Annotated in this window: 22 protein-coding genes and 1 tRNA gene; 6 read left to right on the top strand and 17 right to left on the bottom strand. The window is 72.9% G+C overall.

Translation table 11 applies throughout. From position 1 onward, the window contains the following. Window positions 1-4 precede the first annotated feature (4 nt). Together Psi01_RS04780 and Psi01_RS04775 are read left to right on the top strand one after the other, a co-directional pair. Complete coding sequence (locus tag Psi01_RS04780) at window positions 5-685, top strand: response regulator transcription factor (RefSeq protein WP_204062697.1); 681 nt, start codon at window positions 5-7, stop codon at window positions 683-685. Between the two features lie 38 nt (window positions 686-723). Beyond that, complete coding sequence (locus tag Psi01_RS04775) at window positions 724-2,064, top strand: sensor histidine kinase (RefSeq protein ID WP_204062696.1); 1,341 nt, start codon at window positions 724-726, stop codon at window positions 2,062-2,064. 146 nt (window positions 2,065-2,210) lie between these two features. Here Psi01_RS04775 and Psi01_RS04770 read toward each other — a convergent pair whose 3' ends face one another. Then, window positions 2,211-5,483, bottom strand: a complete 3,273-nt coding sequence (locus Psi01_RS04770; protein WP_204062695.1) for an AfsR/SARP family transcriptional regulator — start codon at window positions 5,481-5,483, stop codon at window positions 2,211-2,213. 215 nt (window positions 5,484-5,698) lie between these two features. On the opposite strand from Psi01_RS04770, the gene Psi01_RS04765 reads away from it, so the two are divergent. After that, entirely contained in the window at window positions 5,699-6,976 is a 1,278-nt protein-coding gene (locus Psi01_RS04765; protein WP_204062694.1) for a cation:proton antiporter domain-containing protein, read from the top strand. Between the two features lie 58 nt (window positions 6,977-7,034). Here Psi01_RS04765 and Psi01_RS04760 read toward each other — a convergent pair whose 3' ends face one another. The 6 genes from Psi01_RS04760 to Psi01_RS04735 form a co-directional block, all read right to left on the bottom strand. Further along, window positions 7,035-8,012: a WD40 repeat domain-containing protein gene (locus Psi01_RS04760; protein ID WP_204062693.1), complete on the bottom strand. Its 978-nt coding sequence runs from the start codon at window positions 8,010-8,012 to the stop codon at window positions 7,035-7,037. Then, window positions 8,009-8,680: a hypothetical protein gene (locus Psi01_RS04755; protein WP_204062692.1), complete on the bottom strand. Its 672-nt coding sequence runs from the start codon at window positions 8,678-8,680 to the stop codon at window positions 8,009-8,011. Before Psi01_RS04755 ends, Psi01_RS04760 begins: the two co-directional genes overlap by 4 nt. Before the next feature lie 121 nt (window positions 8,681-8,801). After that, window positions 8,802-8,874: transfer RNA gene (locus tag Psi01_RS04750), tRNA-Ala, on the bottom strand. Between the two features lie 162 nt (window positions 8,875-9,036). Beyond that, window positions 9,037-9,669 carry a histidine phosphatase family protein gene (locus Psi01_RS04745; protein ID WP_204062691.1) on the bottom strand — a complete coding sequence of 211 codons (633 nt, stop codon included), beginning with the start codon at window positions 9,667-9,669 and terminating at the stop codon, window positions 9,037-9,039. A 46-nt stretch (window positions 9,670-9,715) separates the two neighbouring features. Next, on the bottom strand, window positions 9,716-10,132 hold the full coding sequence (gene rsfS / locus Psi01_RS04740) for a ribosome silencing factor (RefSeq protein ID WP_204062690.1): 417 nt from the start codon (window positions 10,130-10,132) through the stop codon (window positions 9,716-9,718). Window positions 10,133-10,342: 210 nt separating this feature from the next. After that, window positions 10,343-11,434, bottom strand: a complete 1,092-nt coding sequence (locus Psi01_RS04735; RefSeq protein WP_204062689.1) for a lytic transglycosylase domain-containing protein — start codon at window positions 11,432-11,434, stop codon at window positions 10,343-10,345. A gap of 121 nt (window positions 11,435-11,555) precedes the next feature. Between Psi01_RS04735 and Psi01_RS04730 the strand changes: the two genes are divergently transcribed. Further along, window positions 11,556-12,137 (top strand): DUF4240 domain-containing protein, encoded by a 582-nt coding sequence (locus tag Psi01_RS04730; RefSeq protein ID WP_204062688.1) that lies wholly within the window; start codon window positions 11,556-11,558, stop codon window positions 12,135-12,137. Window positions 12,138-12,353: 216 nt separating this feature from the next. On the opposite strand, the gene nadD is transcribed toward Psi01_RS04730, so the two are convergent. After that, window positions 12,354-12,974, bottom strand: a complete 621-nt coding sequence (gene nadD, locus Psi01_RS04725) for a nicotinate-nucleotide adenylyltransferase (protein ID WP_204062687.1) — start codon at window positions 12,972-12,974, stop codon at window positions 12,354-12,356. 74 nt (window positions 12,975-13,048) lie between these two features. Here nadD and Psi01_RS04720 point away from each other — a divergent pair, with 74 nt between their 5' ends. Both Psi01_RS04720 and Psi01_RS04715 read left to right on the top strand, forming a co-directional pair. Continuing rightward, a complete protein-coding gene (locus Psi01_RS04720; RefSeq protein WP_204062686.1) occupies window positions 13,049-14,074 on the top strand; it encodes a M48 family metallopeptidase in 1,026 nt (341 codons plus the stop codon). A gap of 110 nt (window positions 14,075-14,184) precedes the next feature. Further along, complete coding sequence (locus Psi01_RS04715; protein WP_204062685.1) at window positions 14,185-14,934, top strand: neutral zinc metallopeptidase; 750 nt, start codon at window positions 14,185-14,187, stop codon at window positions 14,932-14,934. A 49-nt stretch (window positions 14,935-14,983) separates the two neighbouring features. On the opposite strand, the gene Psi01_RS04710 is transcribed toward Psi01_RS04715, so the two are convergent. From Psi01_RS04710 to Psi01_RS04670, 9 genes are all read right to left on the bottom strand, one after another. After that, entirely contained in the window at window positions 14,984-16,693 is a 1,710-nt protein-coding gene (locus tag Psi01_RS04710) for a serine/threonine-protein kinase (RefSeq protein ID WP_204062684.1), read from the bottom strand. 110 nt (window positions 16,694-16,803) lie between these two features. Further along, on the bottom strand, window positions 16,804-16,995 hold the full coding sequence (locus Psi01_RS04705; RefSeq protein ID WP_204062683.1) for a hypothetical protein: 192 nt from the start codon (window positions 16,993-16,995) through the stop codon (window positions 16,804-16,806). A gap of 49 nt (window positions 16,996-17,044) precedes the next feature. Further along, the gene (locus Psi01_RS04700) at window positions 17,045-17,479 is read right to left on the bottom strand and encodes an SRPBCC family protein (RefSeq protein ID WP_204062682.1); all 435 of its coding nucleotides are present in this window, start codon (window positions 17,477-17,479) and stop codon (window positions 17,045-17,047) included. A gap of 47 nt (window positions 17,480-17,526) precedes the next feature. Next, window positions 17,527-18,813 carry a glutamate-5-semialdehyde dehydrogenase gene (locus Psi01_RS04695; RefSeq protein WP_204062681.1) on the bottom strand — a complete coding sequence of 429 codons (1,287 nt, stop codon included), beginning with the start codon at window positions 18,811-18,813 and terminating at the stop codon, window positions 17,527-17,529. An 18-nt stretch (window positions 18,814-18,831) separates the two neighbouring features. Continuing rightward, window positions 18,832-19,965, bottom strand: a complete 1,134-nt coding sequence (gene proB, locus Psi01_RS04690; RefSeq protein ID WP_239127094.1) for a glutamate 5-kinase — start codon at window positions 19,963-19,965, stop codon at window positions 18,832-18,834. A 49-nt stretch (window positions 19,966-20,014) separates the two neighbouring features. Continuing rightward, window positions 20,015-21,367 carry a GTPase ObgE gene (obgE, locus tag Psi01_RS04685; RefSeq protein WP_204062680.1) on the bottom strand — a complete coding sequence of 451 codons (1,353 nt, stop codon included), beginning with the start codon at window positions 21,365-21,367 and terminating at the stop codon, window positions 20,015-20,017. Window positions 21,368-21,487: 120 nt separating this feature from the next. After that, entirely contained in the window at window positions 21,488-21,745 is a 258-nt protein-coding gene (gene rpmA / locus Psi01_RS04680; protein ID WP_049575729.1) for a 50S ribosomal protein L27, read from the bottom strand. 18 nt (window positions 21,746-21,763) lie between these two features. Further along, window positions 21,764-22,066 carry a 50S ribosomal protein L21 gene (rplU, locus tag Psi01_RS04675; protein WP_068925702.1) on the bottom strand — a complete coding sequence of 101 codons (303 nt, stop codon included), beginning with the start codon at window positions 22,064-22,066 and terminating at the stop codon, window positions 21,764-21,766. A 279-nt stretch (window positions 22,067-22,345) separates the two neighbouring features. Then, the gene (locus Psi01_RS04670) at window positions 22,346-25,135 is read right to left on the bottom strand and encodes an Rne/Rng family ribonuclease (RefSeq protein ID WP_204062679.1); all 2,790 of its coding nucleotides are present in this window, start codon (window positions 25,133-25,135) and stop codon (window positions 22,346-22,348) included. Window positions 25,136-25,146 lie beyond the last annotated feature (11 nt).

Here is a 25,146-nt window from a genome sequence, read left to right as displayed (position 1 = left end):
TCTCATGGCGACCGTTCTCGTGGTGGAAGACGACGAGTATGTGCGCTCCGCGATCATTCAGGAACTGAGCAGGCGCCAGCATGCCGTGCGCAGCGCGGGGCGTGCCCTCGACGCGTTACGAGAGATCACCCAGCATCCTCCGGACGCGGTGATCCTCGACCTCGGCCTGCCCGATCTGGATGGGTCCGAGGCGCTGAAGATGGTCCGCAGCGTATCCAGCGTCCCGGTCATCGTCGCGACGGCCAGGGACAACGAGGCGGAGATCGTCCGCCTGCTGGAGGCGGGGGCGGACGACTATCTGGTCAAGCCGTTCTCCGGCGACCACCTCAACGCCCGGCTGGACGCGGTGCTGCGGCGGGCCCGGGCCGCGAGCCCCCCGCAGATCGTGCGGGTCGGCGAGCTGGCGGTGGACCTGAACCGGCGCGAGGCCACCGTGGGCGGCACTCCCCTGACGCTGACCCGCCGGGAGTTCGACCTCCTGGCCTACCTCGCCGCCAGAGCCGACCGGGTGGTATCCCGCAAGGAGCTGCTCACCGAGGTGTGGCAGCAGTCCTACGGCGACGACCAGACCATCGACGTGCACCTGTCGTGGCTGCGCCGCAAGCTCGGCGAGAGCGCCTCGGCCCCCCGCTATCTGCACACCGTCCGGGGCGTCGGGGTGATGCTGGTGGCCCCGTCGTCATGAGCCGGTCGCTGTGAGCCCGTCGTCATGAGAGGGCCGCGATGAGGAGGACCCTCGCCCTGCTCGCGCTCGCCGGGGCCTCGATGATCGCGCTGGCGTTCCTCGTGCCCCTGGCGCTCTTCATCAAGGAGAGCGCCGAGGCCAGGGCCATGGCGGAGGCCGAACGGCAGGCCTCGGCGCTCGTCCCGGTCCTGGCGATCACCGTGAACCCGGCCCGCCTGCCGCACGCCCTGGCCAGCACCGGGGCGCAGGACCGCATCGCCGTGCACCTGCCGAGCGGGGGCTCGATCGGCACCGTCCGCGCCCCGGCCCCGACCGTGGCCGCGGTCTCCCAGCGGGCCCGGGCCGTCACCGCCGAGACCGGCACCGGGCGCCTGCTGCTGCGCCCCGTCGCCCTGGACGGCGGCCGCACGGTGGTCATCGAGGTCTTCGTGCCGGCCGAGGAGCTCACCCGGGGAGTCACCTCCTCGTGGGCGGTGCTCACCGGCGTCGCCGTGGTGCTGGTCGCCGGCTCGGTGGTGGTCGCCGACCGCCTGGGCGGGCGCGTGGTGCGCGCGGCCCGCCGCCTGGGCCGGGCCGCGGGCTCACTGGGCGCGGGCGACCTGACCGTGCGCATCGAACCCGAGGGCCCGCCGGAGCTGGTCGCCGCGGGAGAGGCCTTCAACACCATGGCCGACCGGGTCGTCCAGCTCCTGGCCGCCGAGCGCGAGATGGCCGCCGACCTGTCGCACCGGCTGCGCACCCCGCTGACCGCCCTGCGGCTCAGCCTCGACCACCTGGGCCCGGAGGCGGAGCAGAGCCGTCGCTCGCTCAGCCGCCTGGAGTCCGAGGTCGACCAGATCATCGCGGCGGCCCGCGAGCCGTCGCGCGCCCCGGCGTTCGTCTCGTGCGACGCGGCCGAGGTGCTCCGCGAGCGGATAACCTTCTGGTCCGCGCTGGCCGAGGACCAGCAGCGGCCGTGGCAGCTGATCGGCGCCTCCGAGCCCGTCCGGGTCCCGGTCGCGGCCACCGAGCTCAGCGCGGTGGTGGACGCGCTGCTCGGCAACGTCTTCCGGCACACCCCCGAGGGGGCCGCCTTCACCGTGACCCTGCACCAGGGCTCCGGCACGGTCGGCATCCTGATCGCCGACGCCGGGCCGGGCATCCCCGACATCGATGCGGCGCTGCGGCGCGGCGCCAGCGGGTCGGGCTCCACCGGTCTCGGCCTGGACATCGCCCGCCAGCTCGCCGAGTCCTCCGGAGGCGACCTGCGGATCGACGGCTCCTCCATGGGCGGCGCCAGGGTGCAGCTGTGGTTCAGGACCGACCAGCGCGACCGCACCCCCCGTACGGCCCGCCGCCTGGTCCGCAACCGCTGGTCCCGCGCCGCCCGAGCCCGCTGACACGGAGTCCGGCCCCGTCGCGTGCCCACCGGATCCGCTGACGGCGGTCTCCGGTCGTACGCCGTCCGGACTCGCTGACGGCGATCTCCGGTCATGCGCCCCGGTCGTAAGCCGCCCGGAACCGCCGACCCGACGTCCGGCCCCGGTCACCGACCGCCCGCGTCCTCCGAGACGAGCACGGCCAGGGCCTGCTCGCCGGTCGCCGACGTGCCCTGCCCGAAGGCCTTTTCGAAGGCCGCGTCCCCGAGCCGGGCGCGGGCCGCGCTCTCCAGCCGGACCGCCTCGGCGTCCGGGGCGACCGCCGTACCGCGCAGTGCCGCGGCGGTGCCCAGCAGCAGCGCCGCGCGCTCGTCGTCGCCCTCCAGCAGCGCGACCCCGCTCAACGCCCCGGCCACGGCCGCTGCCAGCGTCATGTTCCGGTGGGCCACGGCGATGTCCAGCACCTGCCGGTACCAGGCCAGCGCAGCCGTACCCTCCCCCGCCGCCTCGCAGAGGAACCCCAGGTCGATCATGATGCCGGCGCGGGTCTCCTCGAACCCGAACCAGCCGGTCGGGCAGGCGGCCAGCCCTTCCTCCAGCAACCCACGGGCCCGGTCGGCGTCCCCCTGGGCGCGCGCGATCCGGCCCAGGGCCTGGTACGCCTGGGCCAGCACCTCCGCCGCCCCCGCCCGGCGGGCGATCTCCATCGCCTGCTCGGCGTCGCGGCGCGCCCCCTCGGCTTCTCCGGTCCGCACCCGGATCAGGGCCCGGCGGCACAGTCGCTCGGCGACGTCGTCGTCCGCGCCGAGCTCGCGTGACAGCTCCATGCTCGCCTCGATCAGCGCCAGCGCCCGGCCGGTGTCGCCCTGCCACTCGGCGATCTTGGTCAGCTCGGACTGGGTGAGTGACAGGCCCCACCTCTCCCCGACCGCCTGGAAGCCCTCCAGCGCCGCCGACAGCGCCCGCTCCCCCTCCTCGACCCGCATGGCGTGCACCATCATGAGCCCGTCGCCGAGAAGCCCCAGCGCCCGGCTCCAGGGGTCCTGCCCGATCAGGGCGCGCTCCTCCTTCATCGACGCGGCGACGCCGGGCTCGGGGATGCCCATCGCCATGCCCCACAGCATGGTCAGGAACGGCTGCCGGGGCGGCCGTCCGGCGGCGACCATGCTCCCGATCACGCTGTTCAGGTGCTCGTCGAACTCCCCGCGCGACCCGCCCGAGACGATGCTGAACACGCACATGGCGTATTCCTCCTCCAGTCCCGCCGGGATCCGCGTGCCGATCGACCGGATGATCTCCTCGGCCGGGCCCGTCCCCTCCCCGCGCGTCCCGCGCATCCACAGGTAGGGGATCAGGGCCGCGAGCAGGCGCAGCGCCCGTTCGGTGTCGCCCGCGTCGGTCGCGCGGCGCAGCGCGGCGTGCAGGTTGTCCCGCTCGGCGTCCAGCGAGGCCAGCCACCGCAGCTGGTCGGCCCCGAGCAGGCGCGCCCCCGCGGCCAGCGCCAGGCCGAGGAAGTGGTCGGCGTGGGCCCGCCGCATCCGCTCCTGCTCGCCCGCCTCGGCCAGCCGCTCGGCGCAGAAGGCGCGGATCGTCTCCAGCATGCGATAGCGGTCGCCGGTCACCTCCACCAGCGACTTGTCCGCCAGCCCGGTCAGCCACTCGACCACGTCCTCGCCCGGGAGCCCGCACACCGCCGTGGCGGCCTCCAGCGTGGCCCCTCCGGCGAAGACGGTCAGCCGCCTGGCCAGGACGCGCTCGTCCTCCTCCAGCAGGTCCCAGCTCCACTCCACCACCGCGCGCAACGTGCGATGGCGGGGCTGGGCGGCACGGCTGCCGCGCGACAACAGCCGGAAGCGGTCGTCCAGCCGCGCGGCCACCTCCTCGGCCGTCAGGGACCGCAGCCGCGCCGCGGCCAGCTCGATCGCCAGCGGCTGCCCGTCCAGCGCCCGGCAGATCCGCACCACGGCCTCGGCGGTGGTCTCGTCCAGCGTGAACCCGGGTCGTACGGCGGCCGCCCGGTCGGCGAACAGCCGCACCGCCGGATAGCCGGGCGCCTCCTGCGCCTGCGTCCCGGCGGGCGGCAGGGCCAGGGAGGACAGCGGGCACAGGCTCTCCCCGGTGATCCCGAGCGCCTCCCGGCTGGTGGCCAGGATCCGCAGTGTGGAGCAGGCGCCGAGCAGCCGGGCGGCGAGCCCGGCGGCGGCCTCGACCAGGTGCTCGCAGTTGTCCAGGACGAGCAGGACCCTGCGCCCGGTGAGGGCCGCGATCATCTTCTCCACCGGGCCGGGGACGGGCCTGCCGGGCATCGGCGGCGCGAGCCCGGTCTCCCGGAGGCCGAGCGCGCCAAGGACGGCCTGCGGGACCTCCGCGCCGTCGGTGACCGCGGCGAGGTCGGCGAAGTAGACCTCGCCAGGCGAGCGCCCGGCCGCCTCCACGGCCAGCCGGGTCTTGCCTGCGCCTCCGGGGCCGGTGAGCGTGACGAGCCTGCCCTCTTCCAGGAGGGCGCCGACCCGCTCCAGTTCCTGCGATCGCCCGACGAAGCTCGTCAGCTGCGCGGGCAGGCCCGCACGTGTGTCCCCGGCCGCGCTCCCCGCGGGCTCCTCCGCGACCGCGGCCCCGGTGACCCCGGCATCCGGCCCGGTACGCGGCTCCGCCTCCGGCGGTGGGCCCGCGACGGAGGGCGGGGAGCCGGGAACGGGCGGCAGGGGCTCGGAGCGCAGCATCGCCAGATGCAGGGCCGCCAGGTCGGCTCCCGGCTCCGCGCCGAGCTCCTCGGCCAGGACGCGCCTGGTCTCCTCGTAGGCGGCCAGTGCCTCGGCCTGGCGGCCTCCGCCGTACAGCGCCCGCATGAGCTGCCCGCGCACCCGCTCCCGGAGCGGGTGCGCGGCCACCAGGTCCCGCAGCTCCCCGACCAGCGTCCGGTGCGCGCCCAGGGCGAGCCCGGCCTCGATCCGGTCCTCGACGGCGCCCAGCCGCAGCTCCTCCAGGCGGGCGGCCTGCCCGCGCGCGAACGGCGCGTCCCCCACGTCGGCGAACGCCGGTCCCCGCCACAGGCCGAGGGCCTCGCGCAGGAGCGCCGCCGCCTCCCGGGCGCGACCGGCGGCCAGCTCCCGGCGCCCGGCCTCCGCCAGGTGCTCGAAGCGGTGCGCGTCGACGTCCTGCGGCTCGGCCGGGAGCCGGTATCCCGCCGGATGCCCCTCGACCGCGCCGGTCCGCCCGAGCTGGTGCCGGAGCCGGGAGATCTGGGACTGCAGCGCGTTGGCGGCGTTGGCCGGAGGCTCGTCGCCGTACAGGCCGTCGATCAGCCGCTCGGCGGTGACCACCCGCCCGGCGTCGAGCGCCAGCATCGCCAGCACCGCGCGCACCCGCGGCCCTCCGACCGCGAGCACCAGCCCATCGGCGCTCCGCGCCTCCACCGCCCCCAGCACGCCGAACCACATGCGCTGAATTCTCCCTGTTCCATGGTCATGTGGCGACCGCCCGGCCTCGTGATCACCGCTCCGTCCCCGGATCGGCCGAGACCGGTGATTGCGACCCGTTGCGGGTGATGCGCGCGCGCCCGACCGGCGGAAGCTGGGACTGCAGACGGCACGGGCGGCCGGGCGGGGCGTACCGGCCCGCGCGGATCCCGGGGTCCAGGCGGTCAGGGGAAACGATGACGGCGGCGAATGTGGCGATCATCGCCGGGCTGGTGTTCGTGTGGGGCGCGTTGTCGGCGCGGCTGGAACGCTTCGACATGACCGCGCCGATCGTGTTCACCGCCGCCGGAGTGCTGCTGACCCACGGCCCGCTGGCGAGGCCGGAGGCGGCGCCCGGCAACGAAGCGGTGAAGCTCCTGGCCGAGCTGACGCTGGTGCTCGTGCTGTTCTCTGACGCGTCCCGGGTGGGACTGCACCACCTGAAAGACGACATGGGGCTGTGCGCGCGGCTGCTGGGCATCGGGCTGCTGTTCACCATCGGCCTGGGTACGCTGCTGGCCCTCGCGCTGCCCGGGATGACCGGCATCTGGCTCGCCCTGCTCGTCGGCGCGGCGCTCGCGCCGACGGACGCCGCACTGGGGGCCGCCATGATGGTCAACCCCGCGGTCCCCGCCAGGATCCGCCGGCTGATCAACGTCGAGAGCGGCCTCAACGACGGGATCGCCACACCGTTCGTGCTCCTGGCTATCGCGGGCGCCGGTACCGCCGAGCACGCCGACAGGGGCGTCGGGACGGCGCTCGGCGAGCTGGCGCTCGGTCTGCTGATCGGGATCGCGGTCGGCGGTGGCGGCGGCCTGCTGGTCAAGGCCTGCCGCAGCCGCGGCTGGGTGGCCCAGGGGTTCGCGGGCGCCGCGGTGCTGGGCCTGGCGCTGTGTGCCTACGCCGCCTCCGTGGCGCTGCACGGCAACGGTTTCATCGCCGCCTTCGTCGGAGGACTCGCCTTCGCCGCCGGGGCCGGCCCGGCCGTCGGGATGGTCCCCTTCGTGGAGGAGACGGGCACTCTGCTCTCACTGCTGGCGTGGCTGATGTTCGGGATGGTCGCGGTGGTCCCGGCGCTGGCGGGACTGACCTGGCAGGTGGTGCTGTACGCCCTGGCGAGCCTGACCGTGCTCCGGATGCTGCCGGTGGCGATCGCCCTGGCCGGGTCGGGACTGGGCCGCCCCACCGTGTTGTTCGTGGGCTGGTTCGGCCCGCGCGGCCTGGCCTCGGTCGTCTTCGGGCTGCTCGCCACGGAGGACCTGGCCGGGCCCGTGGCGGAGCCGGCGGTCACGGTGATCGCCTTCACCGTACTGCTCAGCGTGTTCGCACACGGGCTGAGCGCCACCCCGCTGGCCGAACGGTACGGCCCGCGGCTGGCCCGGCCGGGGGACGCGGACGGCCCGCCCGATCTGACCGACGTGCCCGAACGACGCCTCATCCGCCGCCATCGGCGCATCGGGCGCCCCTGGGTCTGACCGGCGGCCCCGCTTGCGTGACCGGGACGCCCCGGCGGGAGGCCGTGACGCGGGCCTCTCAGTGGACAGGCATGCTCCACAGCCGCGCCGTGCCGCTCGCGTCGGGAGCGGCCAGCAGGTGCCCGCGGGGGTGGAAGGCCAGCGAGGAGACATACCCGGTGTGGCCGCTCAGCGCTTCCCCGGCGGGCCGGACGGTCGCGGTGTCCCACAGCCGCACCGTGAGGTCGTCGCCGGCGGTCGCGAAGAACCGGCCTCCGGGGTGGAAGGCCACCGCCCAGACGTGGTCCCCGAGATGACCGCGCACCGGTTCGCCGGCGGGACAGCCGGTCGCGACGTCCCACAGTCTCACCTGGTTCAGGTCGTAACCGGCGGCGGCCAGCAGGCGTCCGCCGGGATGGAAGGCCACCGCGTGGACGGCCCCGCTGCGATCGCCCCTCAGATGACCGGCGGACCGCCCGGTCACGACGTCCCACAGCCGCACGGTACGGCCCGCGGCGCCGGCCAGCAGGCGTCCGTCGGCGGAGAAGGCCACCGCGTGCACGGGGTCGCCGGCCGGCAGGCGACCTCCGGGGCGGAGGGCCGGCGCGGTGAGGCCTCCGTTGTGGCCGCCCGGCGGCTCCTCAGCGGGCCGCGGGGTGCCGGTGTGCCACAGCCGTACCGTCCCGTCCTGGCCCGCGCTGACCAGCAGGCGACCGCCGGGGTGGAAGGCCAGCGCGGTGACGCCTTCGCTGTGGCCGCCCGGCGTTTCACCTGCGGGCCGCAGGGCGGCGGTGCGGAACATCCGGATCGCGCCGTCCGACCAGCCGGTGGCGACCAGGCGGCCCCGGGGGTGGAAGGCCACCGCCCAGGCCTGTCCGGCCGTACCGGTGGGGGACCGGGCGATCTCGTGACCGGTGACGGTGTCCCACAGCCGCACCGTCCCGTCCTCCCCCGCGACGGCGAAACAGCCCCCGCCGGGGTGGAAGGCCACATCAGCCGGGCCGCAGCGCCCGATGTGCACGTCCCGGAACGCGGGAGGCGGGACCGGAGGGCTCACGACCAGGAACGGACGGGCAGTCCGGCGCGGAGCCGGTCGAGGAACCTCTCGACGACGATCGAGCCCCGGCCCGGGTCGACCACCTCCGGGACGAACGACCCGGCGATGTCGTGCCTGGTGAACTCCGCCTCGGCGGAGAAGCCGTAGTTGTCCACGTGCCGGGCGCCCGGGGCGGTGATCCGCAGATCGTGATCATAGTTGATCACCCAGGGCGTCTCGACCCTGCCCGCTTCCAGGACGCCGTGGTTGTAGTAACCGTGGACCAGATGAGTGAAGACGCCGTCCTGGATGTAGATCTCGGCGTCACCGCCCTCCAGGGTCTCGGCCCGGGTGGTGCCCTCCACGTAGAGTCCCGGCGTGTCGTCGTACAGGGCGATCCGGCCGCTCACCGTGAGGTCCCCGGTGATCACCACGATGTCCGCCCCCTGCCCGCCGAGTTCGGTGAGGGCGTCCAGGAAGTCCCCGCCGAGCACGACGTCGCCGTCGAAGAACAGGACCGTGTCGTGGTCGCCCTGGAAGCAGGCGGACAGGGATCCGTCCAGGCGCTCGTCGGCGTCGGCGAAGGCGAGGCGCTCCGGGGAGGCGAGGCGCTCCGGGGAGGCGAGGCGTTCGGGAGGTGTGGGGCGTTCGGAGGACGTAAGACGCTCGGGGGGCACAGAGTCGTTCACGCCTGCAACCGTAGCCCCCGCGCACCGATCGGTGCGGCCTGCGGGAACGGCGAGGCCGGAGGCCGAAAACGACGGGATCCCGCCCGATCGAGATGATCGGACGGGATCCCGCCTCACACTGTGGAGCTATGGGGATTCGAACCCCAGACCTCCTCCATGCCATGGAGGCGCGCTACCAGCTGCGCCATAGCCCCTGGTCACCGCTCCGAGTGCTCTCGTTGCGGCGCTCCGGAAGCATATAGGGACAACGTCCCGTTCACCTAATCGACGGGCGTACGGCCCGCGCGCGCCATCCGCGGCGCGGGTGACGCCTGCTCTCAGGAGGCTGTCCTCTCAGGAGGCTGTCAGAGGGTCGTTCAGGAGGGAGTGGCCTCGGGGCTGTCGTCGCTCTGGATCGGCTCCGGCAGGGTCCCGGCGTTGTGCTCCAGCAGGCGCCAGCCCTTGCGGCCCTCCTGCAGGACCGACCACGAGCAGTTGCCCAGGCCGCCGAGGGCCGGCCAGTGCTCCTGCGGCAGCCCCATCAGCCTGGCGATGCCGAGCCGGATGGCGGCGCCGTGGGAGACCACCACCAGCAGCCCGTCGGGGTCGATGCGGTCGGCCCAGCGGGTGATCGCTGAGGAGACCCGCTTGGCGACGTCGGCGACGTCCTCGCCTCCCGGGGCCTCCCAGGCGGCGAACTCCCGCGGCCAGCCCGCGGAGATCTCCTCGCGGGTCAGGCCCTCCCACTCGCCGCCGCCGCGCTCCCGCAGGTCCTCGTCCACGGCCACGTCCAGGCCGGTGACACGGGCCAGCGCCCGAGCGGTCTCCGAGGCCCGCTGCAGGTTGGAGGAGACGATCATGTCGGGGCGGAGCGTGGCGAGCATCGAGGCCGCCCGGTCAGCCTGGGCGATGCCCGTCTCGTCCAGCGGGATGTCGGTGTGCCCCTGGAAGCGGCGCTCGACGTTCCACAGCGTCTGGCCGTGCCTCAGGCAGACGACGCGACGGCTCATGCTCCGCCCTCGCCCCGCACCCCGGCGATCCGTGCGTGGAGGTCCCTCACGAGGCGTCCTCCACGCCGGTCGGCCGGGCGCGCTGCGCGGCGACCTGGGTCACGCTGTCGGGCAGGGAGATGGAGGGGCAGTCCTTCCAGAGCCGCTCCAGGGCGTAGAAGGTCCGGTCCTCCTCGTGCTGGACGTGCACGACGATGTCGACGTAGTCCAGCAGGACCCAGCGGCCCTCCCGCTCCCCCTCGCGGCGGACGGGCTTGGCGTCGGCCTCGATCCGGAGCCGGTCCTCGATCTCGTCGACGATGGCGCGGACCTGACGGTCGTTGGTGGCGGAGCAGAGCAGGAACGCGTCGGTGATGACGAGCTGGTCGCTCACGTCGTAGGCCAGGATGTCGTCGGCCAGCTTGTCCGCAGCTGCCTCTGCGGCGATCCTCACGAGCTGGACGGATCTTTCGGTTGCTGTCACGGTGTGGACTGATCCTCCGTAGTCGGTGTCGTCACCCCTAAGGATGCCCGGTGCGGCCCGCGTTGAAGAGCAGGCCCGGATAGGTACAACGCCTATCCTCTGCCACCCGATTCCACCCTGCAAACAGATTCACACTCATGACCCTCCCCACTCACCGGTCGTCCGCCTCCGTGAGCCGCCACGACGCGGAAGGGCGCGCGCCGGCGGGGGTCAGGAGGGTCCGCTGAGGCGGCGCTCGCCGCGGGTGGTGAGCACGAACACCTGCCAGTTGTAGTAGGCGTAGTAGTTGCGGATGTCCCGCTTGATCTGGCGCGCGTGCCGCTGCACCGCGTTGACGTACGCCCAGGAGTGGTTGTAGGCGTACAGCGCCCGCCGGTAGTTCCGCGGCGCCCCCGAGGCGTGCAGATAGTTGGCCGCGGCCAGGATGGCGTCGCCGGTGTCGTGGACGTCGCCCCCCATCCCGTAGGCCTTCCAGGTGCCGGGCATGAACTGCATGGGCCCCTTGGCGCCGGTGTGGCTGGGCGAGCGGACACGGCCGAACTTCGTCTCGACGAACATCACCGACGCCAGCACCTCCCAGTCGACGCCGAAGCGGCGCTCGGCCCGCCGGAAGTGACCGATCAGGACGTCGGCGGGCTTGGGCTGGGTGACGCGGAACTTCGCGGGCTTGCTGACGGGATGGGCGAGGCTGAGCAGCTCGCGGATCGCCGTCACGTTCTCCTTGGCCGGTCCCGCCAGGGCCTTCGGCAGCGCGGCGTAGGTGCGGGAGGCGATCTCGCGGTTGCGGGCCATGAAGCGGTAGATGCGCTGCTGGTGCAGGGCCAGCAGGACCACCGGCTCGGGAGCCTGCCCGGTGGCGGGGTCGCCGGTGCGCCGCCACTCGTCGATGGCGCCGCGCAGCCGCGTCGTGGTGCCGGCGAGGGCACGGGCCAGCCGGGCGGGGTCCCTGGGGATGGCCACGTCCGGGTCGGGCGGGGCGGGCGTCGTACGGCCCGCGGGATCGGCCGTCGGCGTCGCCGAGGGTCCCGCGGCGGCCCGCCCCGACGCCGGCTGCTCGGCGGCCGACCGCATCGGCGTCCGGTCGGAGGCGGCCGTGGAGGCGGAGCCCTCCGTACCGGCGCAGCCCGACAGGAGCATCGCCAGTCCGAGGAACGAGGCGGCCAGCGGCCTGCCGCGCAGCCGTCCGGCGCGTGCTCCCGGCGGCCCGGCGGCGGGGTCGTCCCCGGGTGCGGGCGCCGGGCCGGGACGACCCTGCCGGTGGTCGTGCTTCGGTCGGGCAGCTCTCGCGTGCTGATCCTCCATCCGGCCAACGTACCCGAGGGCATGGTCTGCTCGCCGTACGGAACACGCCTCTCCAGGCGTTCTCCGGCGCATCAGCCTCCCCGGAATCCCGGGGAGCCCGGCCGGGGCTATGGTGACCGGGGTGGACGTCGATACCTGGTGGAACATCATCGAGCGGGCGCGGGCGATCGCCGGCGACCGTGCCGACGACCGCGACCCGCCCGACGACCCGCTGGTGGAGATCCTGACCGATCTGATCTCCGAGCTGGAGCCCGTCGAGATCATCGCGTTCGAGCGGATCTTCGTGCAGATGCAGGACCTCGCCTACCGGCGGCCGCTGCGCAACGCCGCGCAGCTCATCGAGGGCGGCTGCGGCGACGACGGCTTCGTCGACTTCCGCGCCGGGCTCATGCTTCTCGGGCGCACGGTGTTCACCCGGGCCGTCGCCGACCCCGACTCGCTGGCCGACCTTCCCGTCGTGGTGCGGATGGGCCGTGCCGGAGAGGGCTGGATCGGCTGCGAGGACGCCTCCTACGCGGCGAAGCGGGCCTACGAGCGCGTCCAGGGTGAGTCGGAGTCGTTCGACGAGGTGCTGACGGCCGCGTTCGCGGCCATGGACCGGCCCGATCACCCGGCCGGCGAGGACTGGGACATCGACGACGAGGACGAGACCCGCAAGCACCTGCCCCGCCTCAGCGCCCTGTTCCTGGATCCCGAGGACTGATCGCGGCCGCGCGATCAGCCCAGGCGTCTCCCGCCCACCCCGGATACCGGTGATCGGCGGAGAACAACTCCTTGATCGCCGGCGGCGGGAAGGTCCCCCCTGTGCGGGTAGGAGTCGACGAAGCGCTGCGCCGCCGCCAACGCCCGCACCAGCTCCGGCCGAGCGAGCACGCCGTCCGGCGGCGCCCGACCGGCGGGGAAATGACGAAAGCGCCGGTCAGTCGTCCTTTTCCAGGTAGAGGCCGCGCTTGTTGATGTATTGGACGATGCCGTCGGGGACCAGGTACCAGATGGGTTCTCCGGCGGCCACCCGTTGGCGGCATTCGGAGGAGGAGATGGCCAGGGCCGGGATTTCCAGGAGGCTGACGCGGCCCTCGGGGAGGCCGGGGTCGTGGAGGTGGTGGCCGGGGCGGGTGGCTCCGACGAAGTGGGCGATGGTGAACAGCTCCTCGGCGTCGCGCCAGCTCAGGATCTGGGAGAGGGCGTCCGCGCCGGTGATGAAGTACAGGTCCGTCTCGGGGCCGTGCAGGTCGGAGATGTCGCGCAGGGTGTCGATGGTGAAGGTCGGGCCCGGCCGGTCGATGTCGACCCGGCTCACCGAGAAACGGGGGTTGGAGGCGGTCGCGATGACGGTCATCAGATAGCGGTCCTCGGCGGCGGAGACCACCTTGTCGGCTTTCTGCCATGGCCTGCCGGTCGGCACGAAGACGACCTCGTCGAGGTCGAAGTGGTGCGCGACCTCGCTGGCGGCGACCAGGTGACCATGGTGAATCGGATCGAAGGTGCCACCCATGACGCCCAGACGGCGCTTCCCCCGGCTGATCGGCGCATTCGTCATGGAACGGACCATACGCGCAAGCCGTACGGAGCTTTTAATCGCCCCCCGCGCGTGACGGGCGTACCCGACGTAGCATGCCGGACATGACCACCACCCCGGATCGCAACCGCGTGCAGCTTCCCGGCATCAGCTCCCGTGCTTACGAACATCCCGCAGACCGGTCCGCGCTGGTCGCCCTCCGGTCGCTCAGCGGGTTCGACACGGTCCTGAAGCAGATGTCCGGCCTTGTCAGCGAACGCCGTCTGCGCCTGATCTATCTCGCCTCCGCCGTGCGCACCGGCGACACCCAGTTCCGCGCACTGCACGACATGGGCCGTGACGCGGCCTACGTCCTCGACCTCCACCGCATCCCGGAGGTCTACGTCCAGCAGAACCCGCAGGTCCAGGCCAAGGCGATCGGTTTCGACGACCCGTTCATCGTCGTCACCACCGGCCTGCTGAACCTGATGGACGAGGAGGAGCAGCGCTTCGTCATCGGCCACGAGACCGCCCACATCCTGTCCGGGCACGCGGTCTACCGCACCATGCTGGACATCCTCACCCGCCTGGCCGCCCGCGTGGCCTGGATCCCGCTGGGCTACATCGGCCTGCGCGCGATCGTGGCGGGCCTGGAGGAGTGGCACCGCAAGTCCGAGCTCTCCGCCGACCGTGGCGGCCTGCTCGTCGGCCAGGACCCCGACGCCGCCCTGCGCGCGCTGATGAAGCTCGCCGGCGGCTCGCACCTGCACGAGATGAACATCGAGGCCTTCCTCGACCAGGCGCGTGAGTACGACACGGCGGGCGACGTGCGCGACGGCCTGCTGAAGGTGCTCAACCTGCTGGGCACGACCCACCCGTTCGCCGTCTCCCGCGTCGCCGAGCTCGACAAGTGGCGCCGCAGCGGCGAGTACGAGGCGATCCTCGCCGGCACCTACCCCCGCCGCGCCGACGACTCCAACGCCAAGATCTCCGAGGAGGTCAAGGCCGCGGCCCGCTCCTACCGCGAGTCGTGGTCGCAGTCTCAGGACCCGTTCATCGGCGTGCTGCGCGACGTGGCCGAGGGCGCGGCCAACGCGGGTGAGCGGATCTTCAACCGCTTCGCCCGCCGCGATGGCAACTAGATCTCCGTACCTTCACAGGAAAGGCCCGGGAGTTCACCTCCTGGGCCTTTTGTACGCCCATGGGTAATGCTCTACTGTGCCGGTCCATGAGAATCCGCACGATCATTGCTATGACCGGCGTGGCAGGGCTCCTTCTGACGGGTACGGCCCACGCCTACCCGATCAAGGACAAGGAGCTGACGAAGAACGCGCTCTACGAGTCCGGCAAACTCGCCGAGACCGAGTGCAAGGAACCGCCGATCAACGACGGCGACCTGACCTTGGCGAAGAAGTACTGGGCCGGGGTCCAGGACTGCCTGAACACCGCCTGGGAGGCGCATCTGACCGCGGCCGGGCTGCCGTTCAGCGAGCCCACCCTGAAGTTCGGGAAGATACCCAAGAAGTTCTGCGGCTACACGGTCGGCAAGGACAACTCGATGGTGTATCACTGCTCGGACACGAACACCATCCTCGCGCAGATCGGAAAGAGCTGGCTCCACGACACCGACGACCTCTGGCTGCTGTACGTCGCGGCCTCCTCGTACGGTTACCACATCCAGGACCTCGTGGGCATCGAACGGGTCTACCAGAAGATGCGGTATGCGAACAGCAAGGAGAGCGACGAGCAATTCCGGAGGTTGAACCTCCAGAGCGACTGCCTCAGCATGGTGTTCCTCCGGAGTATCTGGTCCTCCCTCGACCGCTCGGACAAGGACTGGAGAGAACTGCAGAGCCTGCTGAAAGACAACGGTGACGCCAGGGGCGAACCCCGATTCTCCGGCAAGGGCTCCAACATCGTCTACTGGGCCAAGCGCGGCTACACCACCGGCGACCCCGCCTCCTGCAACACCTGGGCCGCCCCCGCCTCCAAGGTCGCCTGACCAGGCCGATGACGCGACCCGTCCTGTGAGGAACGGCATCCCGCAGCCCTCACAGGACCAGCGCCACCACCCGTACGGCCGCCGTGCACAGGGCGACGAACCCGCCCAGGACGGCCAGCGCCCTCAGCCCCTCCTTGCGCAGGTCGGGCAGGCCGGAGCTGACCCGCTCCACCTCGCGGCCGACGATCCCCCCGCACACCACCCCGAACACGACGCCCGCGACGGCGACCGGGGCCGGTCGCTGCCACCACTCGTGCGGCAGCGACCCGCCCAGGGCCAGCCAGAGGGCGACGGCGGCCAGGCCCGCGGCGGGCAGTCCCGGCCAGACCACGGCGGTCGCCAGCGACCCCGTGAACGTCAGCGGGAAGCCCAGCACCCGCAGCGCGCCCCGCACCCTGGCGGACTTGCGCTTCCTGACCAGCCAGTGCCCGGTCCAGACCGTACGGGCCAGGACGGCGAACAGCCCGGTGACCGCGAAGGTCGCCAGCGGCCAGATCACCGAGGCCACCACGCAGGGCACCGCCAGCACCGCCAGCAGGACCAGGGCCATGTTCCCCGGGGGCAGCGGTCCCCGGAAGTCGTCCGGCGCCGCCTCCGCCGCGGCGTCCGCCCGCCGGACCCTGGAGGCCACCCGGGCGGCCGCGGCGGGCCGGCGCGCCTCCTTGGCCGGGGAGCGGGCCGCGCGCGGAGACTCCTTGTCCGCGGGCCGTACGGCGGGCTGCGGCTCCTTGTCGGCGAGACGGGCCGCGCGTGAGGACTCCGGCCGGGTCTCCGGCCTGACTCCCGGCTCCGCCCGGTTCTCCGTCTTCGCCCCGGCCTTGGCCCGGGGCTCCGTCTTCCTGGCCGTCGACGGTCCCGTCCTGCGCGAGCCCGCCTTCTCGGGGACGGGTGTGGAGATCGGTTCGGCGGGGGGCGGCACGGAGGGCTTCACCGCCCGGCGGGTGGCCGCCGGCTTGACGGGGGTGGCGCGGGCCAGCCGCGCCAGGCGGGCCGAGAGCAGGGCGGCGGTGGGGCGCTTGGCGGGCTCGCGGTGGAGGGCGGCGCGCAGCAGGGGCAGCAGGACGGCCGGGACGCCGACCAGGTCGGCCCGGCCGTTGAGGACGGCGTACATCTGCGCCTCGACCGTGCCCCGGCCGAAGGTGGGGCGGCCGGTGGCGGCGAACGCCACGGTGGCGGCCCAGGCGTGCACGTCGGCCGGCTCGCCCACGGGCTCGTCGGCGAACAGTTCGGGCGCGGCGTAGCCGGGGGTGCCGAGGAAGGTGCCGGTCATGGTGAGCCGGGTGGCGTCCAGCACCTGGGCGATGCCGAAGTCGATCAGTACGGGCTCGCCCGACGGGCCGACCAGGATGTTGGCCGGCTTGAGGTCGCGGTGCACGACCCCGGCGGCGTGGATGATCGCCAGGGCGGCGGCCAGCCCCTGGGCCAGGATGATCAGGTCGGCGCCGCGCAGCGGGCCGCCGTGCCGTACCCGGTCGAGGAGGGTGTCCCCCTCGATGTGCTCCATGACCATGTAGGGCCGGTCGCAGGTGAGGTCGGCGTCGAGGACCCGGGCGACGTAGGGGCTCTCGACCCGGCGTAGGGCGCGGACCTCGCGTTCGAGCCGGATGCGGGCCTCGGCGCCGACGTCGACGGCGTCACGGAGCATTTTGAGCGCGACGTGCTCACCCCGCCGGGTCGTGGCGAGGTAGACCTCGCCCATCCCGCCCCTGCCGAGACGTTCCACCAGTGTGTACGGCCCGACGCGTCCGAGCCTGCCCACCCGCCCTCCAGCCATAGGAGACCACACCTTAGCGGGCGGGGACGGCTGATCTCCCGGCGGCGCGCCGTACAAGAAGGAAGATCAGCGAGAGGAACGGACGGCGGAACGCGTCACGACCGGCCGGCGGGCTCCCGTTCCGGGGACGTCAGCATGCTCTCCAGCTCGGCGACCGGCTCGGCGTCCGGGTCCCGGCGCTTCCTGTGCCTCCAGTACACGTGTCCCCGGCTCTCCAGGAACACCATCACCCGGTCGGCCCCGAACAGCACGGCGCCGATGAAGAGCAATGCGATCGCGGTGTCCATGCGGGCCAGTCAAGCCACGCCCGCCATGTCCGCCGGGCGCGACACGCGGTCACATACCCTGAGCTGCGAGGCGCTTTACCAGATCATCGATGAACCGGCGCAGCACGAACCTGACCATCGGCCCCTGCCCGGGCAGGCGGCCGTGGAAGCGCGAGCGCCACCGGACGGTGGTCCCGCCCCCGGGGATCGCCTCCAAGGTGACGTCGGCCCGGTAGTCCCGCACCGGCACACCCTCCAGAAGCTCGTACGCGAAGTGCCAGGAGCCGGGATCGAAGACGATCACCCGTTCCCGGGTGACCCTCCTGCCACGCTGGAAGAACCGGACCGCCCCCACACCGTCCGGCTCGGGCAGGCCCGGAGACTCCAGCTTGGCGACGTCGAAGGCGGCCCACCGGGACCAGGTGGACACATCCGCCAGGACCGCCCACAGGCGTTCGGGCGGGGCGGGCGAGTTGTGTGTGATCTCAATATGTTGTTCAGCCACACCCCAGTGATATCCCGCCCGCCTTGTATCCGACTTGTCGCCGACGGTCAGGCGCCGGGGCAGGAGGCGATGATCGTGCCCGAGGAGGTGCGCAGGTGGCCCTCGCCGGTGTAGACCCACTTGGTGGAGGTCAGCTCCGGCAGGCCCATCGGGCCGCGGGCGTGCAGCTTCTGGGTGGAGATGCCGATCTCCGCGCCGAAGCCGAACTCGCCGCCGTCGGTGAAGCGGGTGGAGGCGTTGACCGCCACGGCCGCGGAGTCGACCAGCGCCACGAACCTGCGGGAGGCGGTGACCGAGCGGGTGACGATCGCGTCGGTGTGGGCGGAGCCGTACTTCCTGATGTGGGCGACCGCGTCCTCCAGGGAGTCGACCACGGCGGCGGCGATGTCCAGCGAGAGGTACTCGGCGCCGAAGTCCTCCTCGGTGGCCGGGACGACGCCCTGGCCGTGGGAGGCGATCCGCTCGTCGCCGTGCACCGTGACGCCCGCCTCGGCCAGCGCGGCCAGCGCGCGCGGCACGAAGGCGTCGGCGACGGCGGCGTGCACCAGGAAGGTCTCGGCCGCGTTGCAGACCGAGGGCCGCTGCGTCTTGGCGTTGAGCAGGATCTCCAGCGCCAGGTCGAGATCGGCGTCGGCGTCGACGTAGACGTGGCAGTTGCCCACGCCGGTCTCGATGACCGGGACCGTGGACTCCTCCACCACCGAGTTGATCAGCGAGGCGCCGCCGCGCGGGATCAGCACGTCGACCAGGCCGCGCGCCTTCATCAGCGTCTTGACCGAGTCACGGGTCTGGCCGGGCACGAGCTGTACGGCTCCCGCCGGGACCTCGGTGCCGGCGAGCGCCTCCTGCATGACCCTCACCAGGACCGTGTTGGACTCATACGCGCTGGAGGAGCCGCGCAGCAGGGTGGTGTTGCCGCTCTTGAGGCAGAGCGCGGCCGCGTCGACCGTGACGTTGGGGCGGCCCTCGTAGATGATGCCGATCACGCCGAGCGGCACCCGGACCTGGCGCAGCTCCAGGCCGTTGGGCAGCGTGCTGCCGCGGAGCACCTCGCCGACCGGGTCGGGCAGGTCGGCGATCTGGCGCACCGCGTCGGCGATGGACTCGATCCGCCCGGCGTCCAGGCTGAGCCGGTCGATCATGTATTCGGAGGTGCCGTTCTCCCGCGCCTTGGCCACGTCGAGGGCGTTGGCCTCGACGATCTCGGCGGACCGGGTCACCAGCGCGTCGGCGATCGCCCGGAGCGCGGCGTCCTTCGGCGCCCGCGGCAGCGGGGCCAGCTCGGCGGCGGCCTCTTTAGCCGCCAGGGCTACCTTCAGGAAATCCTCGGACATGTGCGCTCCAGGGAGGGACTAGTAGGTGGGCTCCAGTATGACGATGTCGTCACGGTGGATCAGCTCGCGTTCATATTCCGGACCGAGAGTGCTGGCCAGCTCGCGGGTGGAGCGGCCGAGCAGGTCGGGGATCTCCGCGGCGTCGAAGTTGACCAGGCCGCGGGCGACCACGTGGCCGTGCGGCCCGCACAGGTCCACCGGGTCCCCGGCGGCGAAGTCGCCCTCGACCGCGGTGACCCCGGCCGGCAGCAGCGACTTGCGCCGCGCCACGACGGCCTCGACCGCCCCGTCGTCCAGGTGGAGCCGGCCGCGGCCGGTGGTGGCGTGGGCCAGCCAGAGCAGCCGGGTGCCGGGGTGGCGGCCGTCGGGGTGGAAGTAGGTGCCGATGTCGGCGCCGGCCAGGGCCTGGGCGGCGTGCGCGGCGGCGGTCAGCACCACGGGCACGCCCGCGCCGGTGGCGATCCTGGCCGCCTGCACCTTCGTGATCATCCCGCCGGTGCCGACCGCGCCGCCCTTGCCGAGCTCGACGCCGGCCAGGTCCTGGGAGCCGCGTACGTCGGCGAGCCTGCGCGCCCCGGGGCGGCGGGGGTCGCCGTCGTAGAGCGCGTCCACGTCGGACAGCAGCACCAGCGCGTCGGCCCGCGTCAGGTGGGCGACCAGCGCGGCGAGGCGGTCGTTGTCACCGAAGCGGATCTCGTCGGTGGCCACGGTGTCGTTCTCGTTGACCACCGGGACGATGCCCAGCTCCAGCAGGCGGTTCAGCGTGCGCTGGGCGTTGACGTGGTGCGCGCGGCGCATCATGTCGTCGGCCGTCAGCAGCACCTGGCCGACGCGCAGGCCGTAACGGGCGAAGGAGGAGGTGTAGCGGGCCACCAGCACGCCCTGGCCGACCGAGGCGGCGGCCTGCTGGGTGGCCAGGTCCCTGGGCCGGGCCGACAGGCCCAGCGGGCCCAGGCCCGCCGCGATGGCGCCGGAGGAGACCAGCACGATCTGCGTGCCGGCCGTACGGCGGGCGGCGAGCACGTCGACCAGTGCGTCCACCCGGTCGACGTCGATCGTCCCCTGCGGTGTCGTGAGCGAGGACGACCCCACCTTCACGACGAGGCGCGAGGCCGTACGGATCCGGTCGCGGGCGGAGGTCGCCGGGGTCACAGGACGCACCTTTCAAGGGCTTTGAGAGGGTATGGCAGGCGTGAGCAGATTAGCCGAGCCGGTTGTCCGTGCCGCGCGGCCCCTGGTGCACGGCCTCGGCGTTGAGCGTGGGCTGCCAGTCGAAGACGTAGCCGCCCTCCATCGAGCCGATGACGATCTCCGCCCCGGCCGTGGCGCCGGCCTTGGCGAGCTCCTCCTCGACCCCGAGGCGCTCCAGGCGGTCGGCGAGGTAGCCGACGGCCTCGTCGTTGGTGAAGTCGGTCTGGCGGATCCACCGCTCCGGCTTGGTCCCGGTGACCTGGAAGGTGTTCTCGCCGACCTTCCGCACGGTGAAGCCGGCCTCGCCGAGCTGCCGGGGCTTGATGACCAGGCGGGTGGGCTCGGGGGCGGGGGCGGCGGCGCGGGCCGCGGCGACCATCTCGCCCATGGCGTAGGTCAGCTCCTTGAGACCCTCGTGGGTGGCCGCGGAGATCTGGAAGACCCGCAGGCCCCGCTCCTCCAGCATGGGCCGGACGATGTCGGCCAGCTCACGGGCGTCGGGCACGTCGGCCTTGTTGAGCACGGCCAGCCTCGGCCGGTCCTCCAGCTTGCCGTACGCCGCCAGCTCGGCCTCGATCGCCTCGTAGTCGCTGATCGGGTCGCGGCCCGGCTCCATGGTGGCGCAGTCGATCACGTGCACGAGCGTGTTGCACCGCTCGACGTGGCGCAGGAACTCGTGACCGAGGCCCTTGCCCTCGGAGGCGCCGGGGATCAGGCCGGGCACGTCGGCCACGGTGAAGATCGTGTCGCCCGCGGTGACCACGCCGAGGTTGGGCACCAGGGTGGTGAACGGGTAGTCGGCGATCTTCGGCCGGGCCGCGCTGAGCGCCGCGATGAGGGAGGACTTGCCCGCGCTCGGGAAGCCGACCAGCGCCACGTCCGCGACGCTCTTCATCTCCAGCATCACGTCGAGCGCGTCGCCGGGCTCGCCGAGCAGCGCGAAGCCCGGGGCCTTGCGCTTGGCGGAGGCCAGCGCCGCGTTGCCCAGGCCCCCGTGGCCCCCCTCGGCGATGACGTAGCGGGTGCCGGCGCCGATCAGGTCGACGATGACCTCACCGGTGACGGCGTCCTTGACCACGGTGCCGTCGGGCACGGGCAGGATGACGTCCTCGCCGTTGGCCCCGTCGCGGTTGGAACCGGAGCCCTGCTTGCCGTTGTCGGCCTTGCGGTGCGGGCGGCGGTGGTAGTCCAGCAGCGTGGCGGTGTTCGGATCCACCTCCAGGATCACGTCACCGCCCCGGCCGCCGTTGCCGCCGTCGGGGCCGCCCAGCGGCTTGAACTTCTCCCGATGGACAGAGGCGCAGCCATGCCCCCCGTCACCGGCCTTGATGTGCAGGACCACCTGGTCCACAAAGTCCGGCATGTCTGCTTTCCTACCCCCATCTATCGAGATCTCGCCTGTCGGGACCCCGTCTCACAACACGAACAGGGGCGGACCGCGTAACGCGATCCACCCCTGTCCTCAACGTCTTGCGGTGCGGATCTACTCCGCGACCGGGACGATGCTCACCGCGCGACGACCGCGCTTGGTGCCGAACTGCACGTGACCCGCGGCCAGCGCGAACAGCGTGTCGTCACCGCCACGGCCGACGTTGTCGCCGGGGTGGAAGTGGGTGCCGCGCTGGCGGACGATGATCTCACCGGCGTTGACCAGCTGGCCGCCGAAGCGCTTCACACCGAGCCGCTGGGCGTTGGAGTCACGGCCGTTCCGGGTGGACGACGCGCCCTTCTTGTGTGCCATCTCGCAAAACTCCCGAACTCAGGCCTGGTTGATGCCGGTGATCTTCACCTGGGTGTACCGCTGGCGGTGACCCTGGCGCTTCTTGTAACCGGTCTTGTTCTTGTACTTCAGAATGCGGATCTTCGGACCCTTGGTCTCGCCGAGGATCTCGGCGGCCACCGTGAACCGGCCCGCCTCGGTGGTCACGTCGCCGTCGTTGACGACGAGCACCGTCGGCAGCGTAACCGTGGAACCGACCTCGCCGGCGACCTTGTCCACCTCGAGGACGTCACCGACGGAGACCTTCTGCTGCCTGCCGCCGCAACGAACGATCGCGTACACCGCGGAACCCTTCTTCTGACTCAATGCTCGCTGGATGCTGCGCCCCGCATCCGGCTGCGGTCACTTGTCTGACCGACGAACCAGGTAGGCGCGCGAACAGGGCGCGCCACGAGCGCACCGATTCATCAGGGTACCGGACTACGGCGGCCTGGTCGAACCGGGCGGAACGTCGGGGTGCCGGCGCGACCCGCGCGCCGGCGGTCACCGGACCCGACCTGGTCGTGCCCCGCGGCGGTCCAGCGCCGCGGGGCCCCGATCGGTCGGCCGGTTTGGCCTTGATCAGTCGGCCGGCTTGGCCTTGCGGGAGCGTCGCCGTCCCCGGCCGGAGGCCTGTGCGCCCTGGGCGTCGTCAGCTTGGACGTCGACGAGCGCATCGGTCACCGTATCACGCCCGGACTGGTCCCCGGCCGCGACGGCGCTCGACCCCTCCTTGCCGCCCAGCTTCTCGGCGACGGCCTTCTCCACGGCCATCTTGCCCTGGGTGCCGCGCGGCTCGGGCTTGCCGTCGACCGGCTCGGTCGAGATGTGCAGGCCCCGGCCGTTGCAGCAGTCGCAGACGGTCGAGAACGCCTCCAGCAGGCCCTGACCGACCCGCTTGCGGGTCATCTGGACCAGGCCCAGGGAGGTGACCTCGGCGACCTGGTGCTTGGTACGGTCCCGGGCCAGGCACTCCAGCAGCCGTCGCAGCACCAGGTCCCGGTTGCTCTCCAGCACCATGTCGATGAAGTCGATGACGATGATGCCGCCGATGTCCCGCAGCCGGAGCTGGCGGACGATCTCCTCGGCCGCCTCCAGGTTGTTGCGGGTGACGGTCTCCTCGAGGTTGCCGCCCTGCCCGGTGAACTTGCCGGTGTTGACGTCGACGACGGTCATCGCCTCGGTCCGGTCGATCACCAGCGAACCGCCGCTGGGCAGCCAGACCTTGCGCTCCATCGCCTTGGAGATCTGCTCGTCGATCCGGTAGGCGGAGAAGACGTCGCCCTCCTCCTCCCACTTGGCCAGGCGGTCGGCCAGGTGCGGGGCGACGTAGCGGACGTATTCGTCCACCGTCTCCCACGCCTCGTCGCCCTGGACGACCAGGGAGGTGAAGTCCTCGTTGAAGACGTCGCGGACCACCCGGACGGTCAGGTCGGGCTCGGAGGACAGCAGCTCCGGCGCGCTGGCCGACTTGGCCTTGCGGCGGATGTTGTCCCACTGCGCCGAGAGCCTGGCCACGTCGCGGCCGAGCTCCTCCTCCGAGGCGCCCTCGGCGGCGGTGCGGACGATCACGCCGGCGTTCTCGGGCATGACCTTCTTCAGGATGCTCTTCAGCCGGGTGCGCTCCTTGTCGGGGAGCTTGCGGCTGATTCCGGTCATCGAGCCGTCGGGCACGTAGACCAGGTAGCGGCCGGGGAGGCTGATCTGGGAGGTCAGGCGGGCGCCCTTGTGCCCCATCGGGTCCTTGGTGACCTGGACGAGCACGGACTGCCCGGACTTCAGGGCCGCCTCGATCCGCTTGGGCTGGCCCTCCAGGCCCGCGGTGTCGAAGTTCACCTCACCGGCGTACAGCACCGCGTTGCGGCCCTTGCCGATGTCGACGAACGCCGCCTCCATGCTGGGCAGGACGTTCTGCACCTTGCCGAGGTAGACGTTGCCGACGTACGACTGGCTGGCCTCGCGGTCGACGTAGTGCTCGACGAGGATGTCGTCCTCGAGCACCGCGATCTGGGTGCGGCCGCCGGTGCGGCGGACCACCATCATGCGCTCGACGGACTCGCGGCGGGCCAGGAACTCCGACTCGGTGATGATCGGGGGACGCCTGCGGCCGAGCTCGCGCCCCTCGCGGCGGCGCTGCTTCTTGGCCTCCAGCCGGGTCGAGCCGCGCACGCTCTGCACCTCGTCCATCGAGGTGCTGCGCCCGGCGCGGGGCGCGCGGATGCGCACCACGGTGTTCGGCGGGTCGTCCTGGGCCTCGACCGCGTCGTCGGAGCTGCGGCGGCGACGGCGCCGGCGGCGACGGGAGCTGCCGCCCTCCTCCGCCTCGTCCTCGCGCTCGGCCTCCGCGGCGGTCTCCTCGTCATCCTCGGCCGGCTCGGCCTCGGTCTCCTCGGCCTCGTCCAGCTCTCGCGCCCGGCCGCGGCCGCGGCCTCCCCGGCGGCGGCGACGGCGGCGGCCGCCGCCCTCGTCGCCCTCGGTCTCCTCGTCCTCGGTCTCGTCCGGCTCCTCGGCCGTCTCCGCCTCGGCCTCGGCGGGCTCGGGCTGCCGCTCGGGGGCGGGACGGGCCTGGGGCTGCTCGGCGCGGTACGGGTCGGGGGCCTGGAACAGCGGCTGGAAGACCGCTGCGGGCGCCTGGAAGGTCACCGACGGCACCTCGGCGCGCCGCTGCGCGGCCAGCCCGAACGGGTCGGTGAACAGGTCGCCCGGCTCCTCCTCGATGTCCTCGCCGGCCGGCTCGTCGTCGAGCGGCTCGTCGGCGGGCATGGCCAGCAGCAGGGACGCGGCGACCTCCTCGGCCTCGGCCTCGGTCAGGTCGAGCGACGGGTCGGGCTCCAGCGGCACCGGCTCGGCGCGCGCCGGCTCCTCCTGGACCGCCTTCTTGCGCGAGCGGGTCCGCTTGGCCGGAGCGGGCGCGGGCACCTCCTCCTGCGCGGCCGGGGCCTCGCCCTCGGGCCGCTCCGTCTCCGTCGGCGCTCCGGCCTCGGCGGGCGCGGGAGCCGCGGGGGCCTCGGTCTGCTCGGCGTCGGCCTTCTTCGTACGGCTGCGCCGCGTGGTGGTGCCGGCGGCAGCCGTCGTCCGGCGCCGGGTGGCGCGCCTGGGCGCCTCCTCGGCGGGCACCCCGGCGGGCGCCTCCTCGGCGGGCACCCCGGCGGGCGCCTCCTCCTGCGCGGCCGTGCCCGCCGTACTCTCAGCCGCCGCCGCTGCCGCAGCGGTCACGGTGACGACCGGCGGCGCGCTCTCGGGCTCCGGATCCTCCGGCGGAGGGCCGGCGGGCCTGCTGGCTGACCTGCGACGGCGCGTCGGCTGGGTTGTCTGTTCTGTTGTATCCCCGGCAGGGCCGTTGGCCCCGGCATTGGGCTCGTTGTCGAGCATGCGGGCGTTCT

This window comes from Paraplanobispora siamensis (assembly GCF_016863175.1).
In the GTDB taxonomy this organism is placed as follows: domain Bacteria; phylum Actinomycetota; class Actinomycetes; order Streptosporangiales; family Streptosporangiaceae; genus Planobispora; species Planobispora siamensis.
Note: the sequence above shows the minus strand (reverse complement) of the source record. Positions and strands in the feature narration are given on the sequence as shown.